At 41.2% G+C, this 15,248-nt stretch carries 13 protein-coding genes and 1 riboswitch; of the genes, 5 read left to right on the top strand and 8 right to left on the bottom strand.

Features of this window, described 5'->3' with window-relative positions:
• Positions 1–39 precede the first annotated feature (39 nt).
• Complete coding sequence (locus tag I2483_RS16215; RefSeq protein ID WP_207278141.1) at positions 40–1,227, bottom strand: MDR family MFS transporter; 1,188 nt, start codon at positions 1,225–1,227, stop codon at positions 40–42.
• Between the two features lie 147 nt (positions 1,228–1,374).
• Here I2483_RS16215 and mnmL point away from each other — a divergent pair, with 147 nt between their 5' ends.
• Both mnmL and mnmM read left to right on the top strand, forming a co-directional pair.
• Positions 1,375–2,334, top strand: coding sequence for a tRNA modification radical SAM protein MnmL/YtqA (gene mnmL, locus I2483_RS16210; protein WP_346267744.1), 960 nt, complete (start codon positions 1,375–1,377; stop codon positions 2,332–2,334).
• Positions 2,331–2,918: a tRNA 5-(aminomethyl)-2-thiouridylate-methyltransferase MnmM gene (gene mnmM / locus I2483_RS16205; RefSeq protein ID WP_207278139.1), complete on the top strand. Its 588-nt coding sequence runs from the start codon at positions 2,331–2,333 to the stop codon at positions 2,916–2,918. The genes mnmL and mnmM overlap by 4 nt, the downstream gene beginning before the upstream one ends.
• A 130-nt stretch (positions 2,919–3,048) precedes the next feature.
• Here mnmM and I2483_RS16200 read toward each other — a convergent pair whose 3' ends face one another.
• From I2483_RS16200 to I2483_RS16190, 3 genes are all read right to left on the bottom strand, one after another.
• On the bottom strand, positions 3,049–3,774 hold the full coding sequence (locus tag I2483_RS16200) for an SDR family NAD(P)-dependent oxidoreductase (RefSeq protein ID WP_207278138.1): 726 nt from the start codon (positions 3,772–3,774) through the stop codon (positions 3,049–3,051).
• A gap of 150 nt (positions 3,775–3,924) precedes the next feature.
• Positions 3,925–4,515 (bottom strand): 3D domain-containing protein, encoded by a 591-nt coding sequence (locus I2483_RS16195; RefSeq protein ID WP_207278137.1) that lies wholly within the window; start codon positions 4,513–4,515, stop codon positions 3,925–3,927.
• Positions 4,516–4,694: 179 nt separating this feature from the next.
• Positions 4,695–5,291 carry a 3D domain-containing protein gene (locus I2483_RS16190; RefSeq protein ID WP_255550486.1) on the bottom strand — a complete coding sequence of 199 codons (597 nt, stop codon included), beginning with the start codon at positions 5,289–5,291 and terminating at the stop codon, positions 4,695–4,697.
• A 126-nt stretch (positions 5,292–5,417) separates the two neighbouring features.
• Here I2483_RS16190 and I2483_RS16185 point away from each other — a divergent pair, with 126 nt between their 5' ends.
• The 3 genes from I2483_RS16185 (at position 5,418) to I2483_RS16175 (ending at position 7,280) form a co-directional block, all read left to right on the top strand.
• Positions 5,418–5,936: a GNAT family N-acetyltransferase gene (locus I2483_RS16185; RefSeq protein ID WP_207278136.1), complete on the top strand. Its 519-nt coding sequence runs from the start codon at positions 5,418–5,420 to the stop codon at positions 5,934–5,936.
• 15 nt (positions 5,937–5,951) lie between these two features.
• Positions 5,952–6,539 (top strand): VanZ family protein, encoded by a 588-nt coding sequence (locus tag I2483_RS16180; RefSeq protein ID WP_207278135.1) that lies wholly within the window; start codon positions 5,952–5,954, stop codon positions 6,537–6,539.
• A gap of 78 nt (positions 6,540–6,617) precedes the next feature.
• A complete protein-coding gene (locus tag I2483_RS16175; RefSeq protein ID WP_207278134.1) occupies positions 6,618–7,280 on the top strand; it encodes a GntR family transcriptional regulator in 663 nt (220 codons plus the stop codon).
• Between the two features lie 55 nt (positions 7,281–7,335).
• Here the strand turns inward: I2483_RS16175 and I2483_RS16170 are convergent, their stop codons facing one another.
• The 4 genes from I2483_RS16170 to I2483_RS16155 all read right to left on the bottom strand — a co-directional run bounded on the left by I2483_RS16170 (position 7,336) and on the right by I2483_RS16155 (position 14,776).
• A complete protein-coding gene (locus I2483_RS16170; protein ID WP_207278133.1) occupies positions 7,336–8,769 on the bottom strand; it encodes a carbon starvation CstA family protein in 1,434 nt (477 codons plus the stop codon).
• A 188-nt stretch (positions 8,770–8,957) separates the two neighbouring features.
• Positions 8,958–10,313 carry a branched-chain amino acid transport system II carrier protein gene (gene brnQ / locus I2483_RS16165; RefSeq protein WP_207278132.1) on the bottom strand — a complete coding sequence of 452 codons (1,356 nt, stop codon included), beginning with the start codon at positions 10,311–10,313 and terminating at the stop codon, positions 8,958–8,960.
• Positions 10,314–10,544: 231 nt separating this feature from the next.
• A complete protein-coding gene (locus I2483_RS16160; protein WP_207278131.1) occupies positions 10,545–13,622 on the bottom strand; it encodes an AAA family ATPase in 3,078 nt (1,025 codons plus the stop codon).
• Positions 13,619–14,776, bottom strand: coding sequence for an exonuclease SbcCD subunit D (locus I2483_RS16155; RefSeq protein WP_207278130.1), 1,158 nt, complete (start codon positions 14,774–14,776; stop codon positions 13,619–13,621). The genes I2483_RS16160 and I2483_RS16155 overlap by 4 nt, the downstream gene beginning before the upstream one ends.
• Positions 14,777–14,926: 150 nt before the next feature.
• Positions 14,927–15,030, top strand: a riboswitch (TPP riboswitch).
• Positions 15,031–15,248: the final 218 nt, after the last annotated feature.

Here is a 15,248-nt window from a genome sequence, read left to right as displayed (position 1 = left end):
GTTGCAACGATAGTAGTATATAGAAAAAAACCGGAAAGCCTATAAGTGGCTTTCCGATTGATGATTAGCTTTTTTAATAGGCCGGTCGTACAGTAAACTGGTGATGATTGGGATAATCATAAATGCCGTCAAAATGACTAGCATCACTTGCATACCGTATTGGTCAGCCAGAATTCCTCCAATGAATGGTCCAAACATCCGCCCCATTGTCGCGAAGGAATTGACAATTCCCTGATAAAATCCTTCTCTTCCTTTAGGCGAAAGCTGGCTCGCAATGGTTGGTACAGCTGGCCACACAAACATTTCTCCAAATGTTACAATCACCATTGCGACGATGAACATTGTGAATGATGCTGCAAAACTAACTACGATATAAGAAATACTAAAAATGACAATCCCGATAAGCATTTGTGTTTTTATCTTATTTTCCAGCCTGGAGATAACAGGCTTAATGATTGGCTGTCCTATTACAATCAACAGACCGTTTATCGTCCATAATAAACTATATTCTTTCAATGAAATACCAAGTGATAATGAATGCGTAGAAATTGTCGTCATCCACTGGGAATAGACGAGCCACATAATCAAATAACCACCTGAAATGATAAGTAGCGCATAAAACGGTGCTTTTTGACGAATTTTTTTATTCTCTTTAATGACACTTGTATGACGATCAGGCGCAATTTCAAGTTTGCGATAACCGAAGAAAGCGATAAAGAAAAAGATGACATAAAACACTAAGTTCGCAGGAAATATATAGTCGATACTAACAGATGCGACAAGCCCTGCTAAGGCTGGCCCAATCGCCACACCGACGTTTTGAGCAAGGTAAATCGAATTGAAGGCTTTCCTGCCACCCTCCGGCCATAACGTTGCGACCATGGCATACATACTCGGAAAAATTAGGCCTCCACTGAAACCTAGAAGTGTCAAAAACCAGATGTAAGGTTGCCAGTCATGCCAAAATACAAGACCTACAAGACCGATGATTGATATAATAATTCCAGCCATGATAGACTTGAATCCGCCTATCCGGTCAAACAAATAACCGCCAAGCAAGTTGCCCACGACACCCGCTCCTGCATTCGCCATTAGGACAAGTCCAGCAACAGAAAGCGACTTCCCTAAATAATCGTGCATATAAATTGTATTAAGCGGCCACAGAAACGAGTTGCCCATAACGTTGATAAACATTCCAATCACGAGAAGCCATACTTTTTTAGGCATACCGACCGTCTCCGTCCATAATCTAAAGATAGTAAAAGTGTATGACCTTTTCTACATTCGGACAAGACAAATAAAATAAGTTCCATAATTCAGATGATGCTAGCGCGGAAAAACATGATACAATTAGCTGTTAGAGGAGTGAATAAAGTGGATAAATTAAACTTACCTTTCCCTACTGAAGGGAAACGCTATCATACATGGTCACGTCACTTAAAAGACGAATTTGGATTCAAAGTGATGAAAGTTGCGCTTGACGCTGGATTTGATTGCCCAAACAGGGATGGTACTGTTGCTTTCGGCGGCTGTACATTTTGTAGCGTTGCAGGATCCGGTGATTTCGCCGGCGACCGCGTTGATCCGATTGACGTCCAATTTGCAGAAATCAGCGAAAGAATGCATAAGAAATGGAAAGACGGCAAATACATGGCCTATTTCCAAGCTTACACAAATACGCATGCACCACTTCCGAAGTTAAAAGAAAAATTCGAAGCGGCATTAGCACAAGAAGGCGTTGTCGCATTGTCAATCGCAACTCGTCCAGACTGCTTGCCTGACGATGTCGTTGAGTATTTAGCTGAACTAAATGAACGGACTTATTTATGGGTTGAACTTGGTCTGCAAACCGTTCACGAAAAAACAGCTAATCTTGTTAACCGGGCCCATGATTTCAAATCCTATGTTGAAGGCGTCGAGAAACTGCGCAAACATGGTATTCGCGTCTGCACACACATCATCAACGGCTTACCACTAGAGGATTATGACATGATGATGGAAACGGCACGTGAAGTTGCAAAACTCGATGTTCAAGGCATCAAAATCCATCTTCTTCATCTACTAAAAGGAACACCAATGGTAAAACAATACGAAAAAGGCCAACTTGAATTCCTAGAAAAACAGGAATACATTGATCTCGTTGCTGATCAGCTTGAAATTCTTCCACCAGAAATGATTGTCCACCGCATTACAGGCGATGGTCCAATTGAATTAATGATTGGCCCTATGTGGAGTGTCACGAAATGGGAAGTGTTGAACGGCATTGACAAAGAACTCGAACGCCGGAACAGCTGGCAAGGGAAACATTATGCAGGGGCGGTCGAATTGATTTGAAGCTGCATCGCATTCTTCCTTTTGCAAGACAATTATTTAGTGAAACAGTCAATGCTGGTGAAACTGTTGTTGATGCAACAACTGGCAACGGCAACGACACACTCTTTTTAGCTGATCTAGTCGGTGAAAATGGACATGTCTTAGCATTCGATATTCAGCAGGCAGCACTCGACGCAACAGCGGAGCGACTAGGTGATTTAAGCGAACGCGTGTCACTTATATTAGATAGTCATGCAAACGTCGAAAAGTATGTCAACAGACAAATTGGCTGTGCTGTTTTCAACCTCGGTTACTTGCCGCATAGTGAAGATTTGTCGATTGTTACAAAAGCCGATTCAACAATCAAAGCAATCCATACAATGCTTGGATTACTAAAAAAAGGTGGAATCATCGCGGTTTCTGTCTATGATGGACATGAAGGCGGCGGAGAAGAACGGGATGCGCTTCTGGCTTATGTAAAAAACTTGCACCAAGCTGATGTCCATGTCATTCGTTATGAAATGATTAATCAACGAAACAATCCCCCGTTTTTGATAGCGATGGAGAAAATGAAAGATTTTAAAGTTGTTAAGCAAGTTGATTGAATAAAAAAAGGTTGCCCTGATTGGAATTCAAATCAGAGACAACCTTTTTTTGATATTTTATTAATTTTTGATTGGTCGTACATCTAATATAATCGGTCTGCAATGTTATATACTCGTTACTGGTCTTCTGTCAAAAATCCCGCAAATCAGCAATCGGGCCCGCTGTTTTAAAGTCTATATTCTCCATAAATGCAATCAATTGACCAGCCGTTTGTTCCGCGCTACTTAACAACCCTTTTTCTTTATAGTCTATAAAACGATTGAGGAGAGGGAATGCCTCTTCTTTACTCCCCCGAATAGTTTCCTGCATACCGGTGTCTATAATACCTGGCGCGATTGAAACAATGTCTACTGGGTATGCCGCACTTTCCTGCTCAAGTGCGACGACACGTGAAAAATGATCAAGCCCCGCTTTCGTCGCACAGTATGTTCCCCAACCCTCGTATGCGTTGCGGCCTGCTCCAGATGAAATATTGACGATTCTTTTCACTCCTTCGAAGTTTTTTAAAACAGAGATAAATGCAGTGGATAAAATCAGTGGTGCTGTCAAATTGACCGCAATTGCTTTTGTCATTTCCACTGCATGAACATTTCCAATAAATCCAATAGGATCAACCATTCCAGCATTATTAATAAGTGTTAATGACACCGTATCTTGTGGCATCAGCGCGATTATTTCATCCATAAGTGCCTCAAGTTTTTCCGTTTCAGAAAGATCTGCCCGAATGAAATTCACACCGTCCAGCTCACTTGGTGTTCGTGCAGCACCAATGACAAAATGCCCCTCCTCACTCAGCTGCTTTGCAAGTTCTAACCCAATCCCTTTCGATACACCTGTAATAATATAAGCATTCATTTAACTTCCCCTCCCTACTAGTAACTTCTTCCACCAACAATATATAACACATTACGATGCTGACGAAGTACTACTTTGCAACGAAAAATGCGATTCACCCATGACAAAAAAATGCCAACTCCCCCGAAGGACAGCTGACTGATGGTATATTCAATCCATTATTGTTATTTTCACTTTCTTACGCCCCCACTTATAAGCCTCGCTCTTCGTAGGGATAAATACATCAATCTTATTTCCTTTAATCGCACCTCCAGTATCACCTGCAATCGCATATCCGTAGCCCTCTACATGCACTTTCGTTCCAAGTTTGATCACATTTGGGTCGACAGCGATTACTTTTAGTTCCGAGTTTTCTCTTAGGTTAATGCCCGTTTTTGTGATACCTGAACAACCGTTACAATACGCTGTATATGCAGTTGCCGTGACGGTAAATTCTTTGACATCGTTCGTAGTTGTTGACCGGGATACAGTTTTTGCGGGAGGTTTATCGGTTGTTGTTGCTGCTTTCTTGGACTTTTTAGCGTTTGAAACGATACTAAGTTTTTGATTTGGGTGAATGATATCCGATTCCAAATTATTCCACGACTTCAATTTCGCAACTGTTGTATTATGCATTTGAGAAATTTTGTATAATGTATCGCCTTTTTTTACTTTATACGTTGAAGATGACGCGAAACCCTCATTTGCTCCGCTGATTAATAAGACAATCGTAAGGATTAGCGTCAAAAGCATGTTTTTCATTTACTCGTCTCCTTGTATTTTATTCTTAGGAGACAGCTTGCCCAAGTTGTATGACAACAACATTACAATGAGTTGTCTTTTTCATTACAAAGAATCAACAAGTTTTTGGGCACTCTTTTACAGTAAGTAGGTACAAAAAAAGCGCCAGCTCTCCAATTGGAAAGCCGACGCTTTATCATTTAATTCAGTATTTTTATCGTCACATTTTTACGGCCCCATTTATACGCTTCGCTTTTTGTGGGGAAAAACACGTCAATCTTGTTTCCTTTGATTGCGCCTCCCGTATCACCAGCGATTGCATATCCGTAGCCTTCCACATATACCTTCGTTCCAAGTTTAATGACACTTGGATCGACAGCAATGACTTTCACATCCGGGTTACTTTTTAGATTAATACCTGTTTTCGTTATACCTGAACACCCATTACAGCTAGCTGTAAATGCACTGGCCGACACAGTGAATTCTTTGACTACATTGTCGGAGTCAGACCGGGACGGCGTTTTAGCAACTGATTTAACTGCTTTTTTCGTTTTAGGTGCTGTTTTTACTACCTTTGCTCCAGAAGAGACTTTCAGTTTTTTATTCGGATGAATTATGTTTGACTTTAAGTTATTCCATGACTTTAAATTAGATATGGAAACGTTATGCATCTTCGCGATTTTGTATAACGAATCGCCCTTCTTCACTGTGTAATTTGGAGACGCTGCCCAGCTTTCATTTGCGCCGCTGACCAATAATGCAATCGTAAGAATGAGTGTCATTAATAATTTTCTCAATTACTCTACTCCCTGCTATTTAGTCTATACTTATAATAGCAACCTTCTGTTACAAGGACATTACAGAAAGCCGTCTTTACCATTACAAACAAGATGTGTATTATTACATGCAGAGAGGTGTCTGTAATGAAGGCGATAACTATTCGTAGAGCGACAAGAAACGACGCTACAGCTATAACTGACATACTTGTAGCGAGTCAATGGTTTACATATGAAAAGCTTTATTCTGTAGACTACATCTCTAAACTGATTAGTCAATATTACAACGTGCAACGTATTGAGCAGGAAATCGTCTCTATTAATGATGAATGGCACGGTTATTTCATAGCTGAGACAGCTGGAAAAATCGTCGGGGCTATTGGCGGCGGAATGACGAGTAAAACGGCAGGGGAAGTATATGTCTTCTATTTAGACCCTTTAATGCGCGGAATGGGTATTGGCACACGACTTCTTGATTTCTATACTAAAATACAGAAATATACGTATGGCGCACATGAACAATGGGTTTCCGTCGCCAAAGGCAATGATTATGGCATCCCCTTCTACGAGGCGCGCGGATTCATCTTCCAGCATGAGGAATTTGCATACGGAACTTCTAAAAAAGACCAGGATATATCACTTAAATATAAGCGTGACATTAATTAAAGTAAGGTGGATTTAATGACTTCAATTTTAGGTTATATCACAGAAATGATTCCTTATTTACTCATTGCTTTGCCTATTATTATCATTTTCCGTATCATTTACAATAAAATACGTGGCTACAAGAAACTTCATGTCTACCATGAAATCGGTGTTGTCATCTTTCTATTATTCATGACAGCGTTATTTTCACAAACAATCCTGACGTTTCTTTATACGGGACCCGTCGTTACACGCTCGTTCTCGAATGTAAATCTAATTCCGTTCAGGGTTTTTCAAGATAACTATTATGCCATTACAGAATTGAATTTCTGGCAGCCATTTATAATAAACTTTTTAGGTAACATATGCATTTTCATGCCCATCGGCTTTATGATCCCTTTATTATGGAGTAGATTCAATCGATTTTGGAAAGTTTCTTTGATTGGATTAAGCATTTCACTTTTCATTGAAATTACGCAATTGTCCCAAGCGAGAAGTAGTGATATTGATGATTTATGGTTAAATACAGTAGGAAGTATGATTGGCTACTGCGTGTATGTTGTCATGAAAAAACACAATTCGAAGGTGAACCACTTGTTTAAAAAGGAAGAACTCCGCTCGTAATATATTGCATATCTTCCAACTGGTCTTAATTTATTGTATACTAGAGCAATAATGACTTATACAGGATGGTGATTCACAATGCCGGTACCGACAAATCATGCGAAGCCGCTACGAGTTTCCGCAAAGGAAAATGCATTTAACCAACTCCAGCAATGGATTATAGATGGCACATTACATCCAGGTGAAAAGTTAAACGATACTGAACTAGCCGGGGCGCTCGGAGTTAGCAGGACACCTATTCGTGAATCGTTGCAACTTCTTGAAGTGCAAGGGTTCGTGAAGATGTATCCCGGGAAAGCGACACAAGTAACGGAAGTGGATAAAGAATCTATCACAGATCTTCTCCCTCCACTAGCGGCGTTGCAAGCTTTATCTGCAGAGCTTGCGATTCCTCAACTTACAGAAGAGACGATTGCCTTACTTGAAAGTACGAATAGAAGATTTGCTCATGCAGTCTATACAGAAAATTATTTTTCCGCTTTGAAAATCGACGAGGAATTCCATCAGATTATCGTTGATGTAGCGAACAATCCATACATCATATCCATGGTTGCCTCACTTCAAGCGCATGTCAGAAGACTGTTCTTCCATAACTCGATTATTTTGACTGAAAAATCGATTGATGAGCATGATAAAATAATAACGTTAATGAAAAATCGTGATGAAGCGAACGTATCTGCTATTATGCGAGGAAATTGGCTCCGTGCGATTGAAGAATTCCATTCATTATCAACTAACTGAAAGCGAAAAGCCGGTTGCCTCGAAAATGAGGAAACCGGCTTTTCGTTTAGATCATTCAAGACTTCGATAAAACTTGTTTCATAGCAGCATCTTTGTGACGAATAATCTGTCGAACGTAGAGGGCAGCCACCCCCGCAGTCAAAACAGCTCCGATGATGAGCGATACTGTATAGTCCATGTTGAATCCTTCAGGTGCATAGAAAATATACGTACATACTACCCCTGTCATAAATAGAGCCGGTACTCCAGCAATATAATGCGATTTACCTGCTTTCATCAAGAATGAAACGGCTGTCCACAACATGATAGTTGCGGACAGCTGATTCGTCCACCCGACATAACGCCATAAAAATGTGTAGTCAATTGTCGATAATAAAAACATCGGTACGCCAAGTGCGATTGTAATACCAAAAACGATAACTTTTCTATCAGGATTAACCCATTTCGAAATGGATTCAGTCACAATCATCCGGGAAGAACGGAGAGCAGTATCGCCCGTTGTAATAGGTAAGATAATCACAGCTAGAATAGCTAGGATACCTCCGACTGTTCCTAAAAGCGTAGTGGATATTTCATTGACAACACCTGCAGGTCCCCCAGCCGCCAGAGCAGCCTGTAAACCGCCTGTCCCTCCGAAGAATGTCATTCCAGCAGCAGCCCAAATGAGCGCAATAACGCCTTCAGCAATCATCGCACCGTAGAATATTTTACGACCTTCCGACTCTTTTTTCATCGTCCGGGAAACGATTGGGCTCTGGGTCGAATGAAAGCCTGAAATCGCTCCACATGAAATCGTCACCATAAGGAGCGGCCATATCGGTAAGTCTCCTGGATGTAAGTTCTCTAATGTCAGGTTTGGAATCGGCTGACCACCAAAAATGAGGGCTACAGCGATTGCCATTGCCATAAAAATGAGGATAGCGCCAAAAACCGGATAGATTCTGCCAATGATTTTATTAATAGGCAAAACTGCAGCTAGTACAAAGTAACCGAATACGAGGATAAGTGCAGCCATAAAGCTAAGCGGTGTGATTTGTGCAATCAGCTGAGCTGGACCCGCGGTGAATGCAGCAGCAACAAGGATCATCAACACAATTGAAATAATCGTGATTGCTTTTTTAGCAAAACTCCCTAAGTATTTACCTACAATTGTCGGGAATTGTGCCCCACCATGTTTCAATGACAGCATTCCCGAAAAGTAATCGTGTACGCCCCCCGCGAAAATACTTCCGAAAACAATCCAGATGAACGCTACTGGTCCATACAGCGCACCCGCAACTGCACCAAAAACTGGTCCTAATCCCGCAATGTTCAGTAATTGAATGAGCCATCCTTTCCACCAACTCATCGGTACATAATCCATACCATCATTCACCGTGTACGCCGGTGTTTCTCTGGCATCATTCACCCCAAACGCTTTTTCAACAACTTTCGAATAAACTGCGTAGCCGGCGAAAAGTACAATCAATGATGCAAAAAACGTTACCATTTACGCTTCCTCCTCTATGTATAAAAGCAATACACAGACTATTATATATTATTAGATATATAAAACAAGTAGAAATGTTATAAAATAATAAACCAATAACTTTTTATTCACGTACTATTCAATCCAGTTACACAAAAAAGAGCTACATCACTTTTCAAAAGGTGATGTAGCTCTACTTTATTATTTCATTAAGTATTCACTGAAGACATTTTTAGTAAACGAGCCAATACTCCTGTCACTAGCATGACAGCTAGAACTGGTAATAGCCAACCTAGACCTTCATTATAGAACGGTAATACACGTTGATAAAACGAAACGATTGGTGCCATCCATCCGAAGTAGTCTATTTCAAGTAATTCACAAAGTGTTTTCAAACCATCTATCGAACTGATCATGAATGCGATAGCTGTTGCCGATACGTATACAAGACGCGAGTGGTTAAACAGCGGTGAACAGAACGTAAGCAGTATTAAAACTACAGATAGCGGATAAAGGAACATCAATACAGGAATCGAATACGTAATGATGTTAGACAAGCCAAAGTTTGCCACAACGAAACAGAATGTAGTGAAAATCGTTACGAATATTTTGTAACTGATTTTCGGCATAATTATATGGAAATACTCTCCGCAAGCCATCATTAACCCTATACTAGTCGTCAAGCATGCGAGAATTATAATGACTGCAAGCATGACGGAACCAAACGCACCGAAATAATACGATGATGAATTACTCAAGACGGGCCCACCCGTGTCAAAAAGTCCGAACAACTGCGTGCTCGTCGCCCCCAAGTATGCAATTCCCACATAAAGAATTGCAAGGAGCCCCGTTGCAACGGCACCTGTCTTAGCAGTCGCAGCTAAAATAGCTATCTTATTCGTCACACCCATCGAGCGAATGGCGTTGATAACGAGAATTCCGAAGACGAGTGATGCTAGTGCATCCATTGTGTTATACCCTTCCGTAAATCCTTTCATGAATGCACCGCTTGCATATGCACCCTGTGGAGATCCAATTGTCCCCATTGGTTTCATGACGACCATTACAAGCAATACAAGAAGTAGAATGATAATCGCCGGTGAAAGAATCTTACCGACACGGTCAACTAGCTTTGCTGGGGTCAGTGCCAGCCACAATGTAACGCCAAAAAATAGCAATGTGAAAATAATTAAAGCAATTTGTGTATATTCTGCACTAATAAATGGAGATATACCGACATCAAATGCAACTGCACCTGTACGCGGAGCGGCAAAAAATGGTCCGATTGTCAGATATAGAAGTGATGTGAATATCACTGCATAAACCGGATGGATTCTACTTGCCAGATCTTGTAAATTTCGGCTACCTGAGAAGCCTATTGCTAAAATACCAAGAAACGGAAGCCCTACGCCTGTGATCAAAAAGCCTATAACAGCAAGCCACATATTCGTTCCTGCATATTGTCCCAGCTGTGCAGGGAATATTAGATTTCCCGCTCCAAAAAATAATGCGAATAACATCAAGCCTATAGCAAGATATGATGAAAATGATAATTTCTTTTCCATAGTTCCAGTTCCCCCTTGGTGTGATTGCTTTTACATATATGCAATATATCGGTGAAACTAATATTACTCTTTTTATCTGAAAAACGCAATATATTACTGAACATATTATCATATTAATAAATTGATTATATTGATTTTTCTAACGCAAATATGTTACTAAATTTAGATCCTATTTGCGTAATGAAAAAATCCGTCTGCATGATTGAACATGCAGACGGACATAAGGTTCACTCATTTTATAATAAACTTCGTGTGACTATTGCCTTCTTTCGCTTTTTTCACTTCGAGGATGGCTGGAAGAGCAGCTTTCAGTTCTTCAACGTGAGAGATAACACCAATCATTCGACCTGATTTTTGCAGATCAATAAGTGTATCAATCGCTTTGTTCAACGATTCCTCATCGAGTGACCCGAATCCTTCATCAATAAACATCGTGTCGATCGAAACCGAACCTTGGAAACTTTGAATGACGTCCGCCATACCAAGCGCAAGACAGAGAGAGGCATTGAACTTTTCACCACCTGACAATGTCTTCACGTCGCGTGTTTGACCTGTATAAGCATCATATACATCCAGACCCAGTCCACTTTGTTTCCCTCGTACTTCCTGTCGGTCGCTGCGGATTAAGACAAATTGCCCGTTCGACATTTCCTTCAGACGTTCATTCGCCGATTGGATAATGCGTTCCAAGTATTCGATTTGAATAAAGCGTTCGAATGACAATTTCAATCCGTTCTGTCCTCTCACGATATCGTAAAGGTCTGTTATTTTCCCATATATCCGTTCAAGTTCCATCACTTTTCTGGATGACTGCACAAGTTTTTCTTTCAAACCGAATGCAGTTTTTTCATATTCTGAAGAAGCATTATAATCAGTAAGAGCGGCTTCATAGTCATTTTTCATTTCGGCCAATTTCGTAGCCAAATCGCTTAGATCCAACACTTCTTTCCCTTCAAGAAGTACCCGTAATTCCCCTACTGCGTCGCGTAAACTATGAAGCTGTTGTTTGAATGCTGCCACTTTTTCTCTTAACAAAGTGCGGTCCACTTCTTGCATTTTCGCCTCGCGATAAGCCTCTTCTGTAGCGAACGCGGATTCTTCCAATGCGTTTGTGAATCTGCTTTCCGCTCGGCTCCTCTTCCCTTCAACTTCCCCCAATGTTTCCAAAGCATGAATTCCTGCAGATTTCGCCTCCGTCAGCTTCTTGCTAGTTTCTTCCCGCACTTTCTGTACTGTTTCCCAAGCATAATCTAATTCCTCTTTTTTCTTTTCCACTTCAGCAATGCGCTCCTGAAGTTTAGCAAGTACCCTAACATCTTCCGGTATTGTTTGTAATGTCATGTTAAAAACGGCTAATTGAGTATCATACAACGATTGCTGTTGAATCAACGCACGCTCCATTTCAACTTTTCGCGCCATGAATTGCGCTGTAATCAATTCTTGTTTTTTCAAATTCTCTTTCAGATTAACAAGTAATTTCCGGTCCTCACGAAGCTTCGCCACTTCCCTTTCCAACTTTTGTTTATCTACATGCAGATTATTTTTTCCTATTTCTATAGCAAAACGCTTCATTTCCTCATTTTTTTCATTCAACTGTTCTACTACATTTTCATAGGTAATAACGGTGGTTCGGAATTGACTTTCGACTTCTTTCAGCCTTCCTCTTTCCACTTCAAGCTGTTCCCTCGAAACGGTTACCTCTATTGTTTTATCCGTTCTTGCGGGATGATGTTCGCTTCCACATACAGGGCAGGATTCACCATCTTTAAGTGACTCAGCCAACATAGCCGCTTGATTATTCAGCCAAGTCTTTTCGACTGCATCATATTCAAATTTACATTTTTCGTAATACATTTCGTTGTCGTACTTCCCTTTACCCAAGACATTTAAACGACTTTGAATACTGATGAATTCATCAAGTATCTTACACTTTTCATTCGTCTCATTTAATTGATCCATACGTTCATCGTACGGAGCAATTTCCACTTCAAACGTCTCAATTTTCAATTTCAGCTTTTCTAATTTACTGGTTTCTTCATCTGTCTTTCCGGCGATTTTTCCAAGTTCTTGTTCCAAAACAATGTTTTCTCTCTTCATCAAATCAAGAGCGGCTTCCTTCGACGCCAAACTCGATACTGCCGGTAAAAAATCCTTTAGGCGAATCAAGCTTTCTGTCATTTTTTCACGTTCTTCTTTTCTTGCCTCTTCAACACTAAAACACTGTCCAGCAAGTTCCATGTTTTCTGTAGCTACCAGGATGGCTTTCTCTGCTTTCTTAAGGTTATCAGCTTTTGCGTAAGTCTCTTCTTTCAACGCGAGAAACTGCATTTCGATTTCACCAATTGAAGCAGCTCGTTCCGCATCAGTTATCTGTTGTTCTTTTCGTTCCATTTCCGACTGTTGGTTGGATAAATCCGTTAACAAGATTTCTTTTTGTTGTAGCTCAGCAAAACGTTCATTCATACTTTTCGCAGCGTGGTAAATTTCTTGCATTTCTGCATGCTTCAGGTAGACATCGTCATAACTCTTTTTAACAACAACCGTCTTTTCTTGATAAAACACAAGCTCCTCTTCCAACCCTTGAACGACTTGGTTCACATTGTAATTTTCATTCGCAAGGACAGTAAAGACCGATGACTCGCGCTCCGGCAGTAAGGATGCTATTTGTCCAATATGCCCCTCGCTCTGTTGCATCTCTTTCGTCAGGATCGCTTGTGCGTTGTCTTTCCTCCCTTTCAGCTGTTCCACAATTTCACGGTACTTGTCTGTTTTGAATATTTTACGCATGATTGTTTCTTTATTTTCTGTATCGGACGTGAGAAACTTCCGGAACTCTCCTTGTGGTAACATGACAATCTGACTGAATTGCGCCTGCGTAAATCCAATCAGGTCTTCCGCCTTCTTATTAATTTCAGACACGATTTGCCTATCTACAAGCGGAACTTCCCCGTCCGGCGTTAATTCATAAAACTCGCAACGTGCAGACGTTTCAGATTTGTTCCCTTGTTTGACATATGGAATTTGTCGCATGATTCGATACGTCCGATTATGTATGTCAAACATCAATTCAACCGTTGTTTGAACTGCATCGTCAGCAAAATCACTTCGCATCGCCCGAATATCCGTTCGATCTTCTCCGCTCGCCTGGCCATATAATGCAAAGCAGATGCCGTCGAAAATCGTTGTCTTTCCTGCTCCCGTTGCGCCAGATATGACGAACAGACGATTGTCTTTTAGTTCTCTAAAATCGACTATTTCCGTTCCTTTATATGGCCCAAATGCCGTCATCGTCAATTGAATTGGTCTCACAGTCCCGCCCCCTCCTTGTGCATAACTTCATGGAGCACTTCCGCAAAGAGGGTTTCTGTTTCTTCGTCCGCCACTTCGCCTTTCATCTGTTCATAAAACGCTTTGAAGAGTGCAAAATCATCATGCTTCCCATGTTCCATACGTTGTTCATCCGCCATATTTGCGGTCGACATGAACACTTTACGCTCAACATGCATCGCGTTCGGATAGACTGACCGGACTTTTTCCATTGGGAATAAAACCGGTGTCTCATCTAGCAATTTCACAAAAATATAATCCTCACTTACTGGATGCAATAAAATATCTTCCATCGTCCCTACAACTGTCCGCATATCATGCTTCGCCTTCAACTCCCGTTTTTCAACGGATACTTGTCCTCTAGCATCGAGTTCGATGATCAGAAACCCTTTATTGTGATTTTCTTCTGAAATCGAAAATTTCATTGGCGAACCCGCAAATCGCACTGTTTCATTTAACACATAATGTGCCTGATGTAAGTGACCAAGAGCGGTATAATGGAATCCTTCGAAAAGATGTGCAGACACATATTCCGCTCCACCAATTGCAAGCGGTCGTTCGGAATCACTCGTGTTCGCCTCACTTTCTCCGTGGGGCGTCACAAAAGCATGTCCAACAAACACATGTCGAACCCCCTCAACCATCTGCTCACGAATGGTTGACGTTACTTTCTTCATAGCATCATTGTGGTTCATAATTGTTTCGTCATCATGTAAGTGTTTCACTACAGATGGATCCGCAAAAGGTACGAGGTAAAAATGAACTTCGCCGAAATCATCAGTCAGAACAACTGGCTCGATATCTCTCGTCATTTGACCCGTTATATGATAACCATTTGCCCGCATCAATCCACTACCGAAACGAAGGCGTCCCGGGCTATCATGATTACCTCCAATCGCAAGTACAGGTATTCCTAGCTCCATGGTGATTTTTTCAAGCACTTCATCTAGCAGCGCGACAGCTTCCGTCGGCGGCACCGCTCGGTCATATAAGTCGCCTGCGATAACGACCGCATCGGGCTTCTCTTCTCTTATCGCTTCAATGAATTGATCTAGTACATAACGCTGTCCGTCTGTCATATAAATCCCCTGAACAAGCTTGCCAAGGTGCCAGTCCGCTGTATGGAAAAATCTCAATTTTATTTCCCCTTTCAATACTCTTTCCCTCTATTTTACAGGATAATTACCGAAAAAGGAAACATACATTCCTTTTCAACTATTTCCAACATTAAGGTTGACCTTCTATTTTTAGTATGCTTATAATGTGAGTGAATCCAATTTCATATGATCCACCGCTAGGGGTGCTCTAACAGAGCTGAGAGAGGCATGTGCCTTGACCCTTATAACTTGAACTGGTTAATACCAGCGTAAGGAAGAGGTGCTGACACAATAATTCTGCCGGTCTATTTTCCGGGATACTTTTGATTGTCTACAACCCACTTCTTCTTCAAGGAGTGGGTTTTTTGGTTTTCAAGAACAAATGCGCAAGCGCCTGTTCAGAGGCGACAGGCATAAGACGGGCTGGCGAAGCGGCGTTCTTTGCCGCACAGCCGGACCGACTTATGACCCGAGCCTCTAGGCGCTGGAGTCTGGACGTGAAATCACTATG

Origin of the sequence: Sporosarcina sp. E16_3 (genome assembly GCF_017347125.1) — a bacterium.
In the GTDB taxonomy this organism is placed as follows: Bacteria; Bacillota; Bacilli; order Bacillales_A; family Planococcaceae; genus Sporosarcina.
The sequence above is the reverse complement of the archived record's forward strand: the minus strand, read 5'-3'. Positions and strand labels throughout refer to the sequence as shown.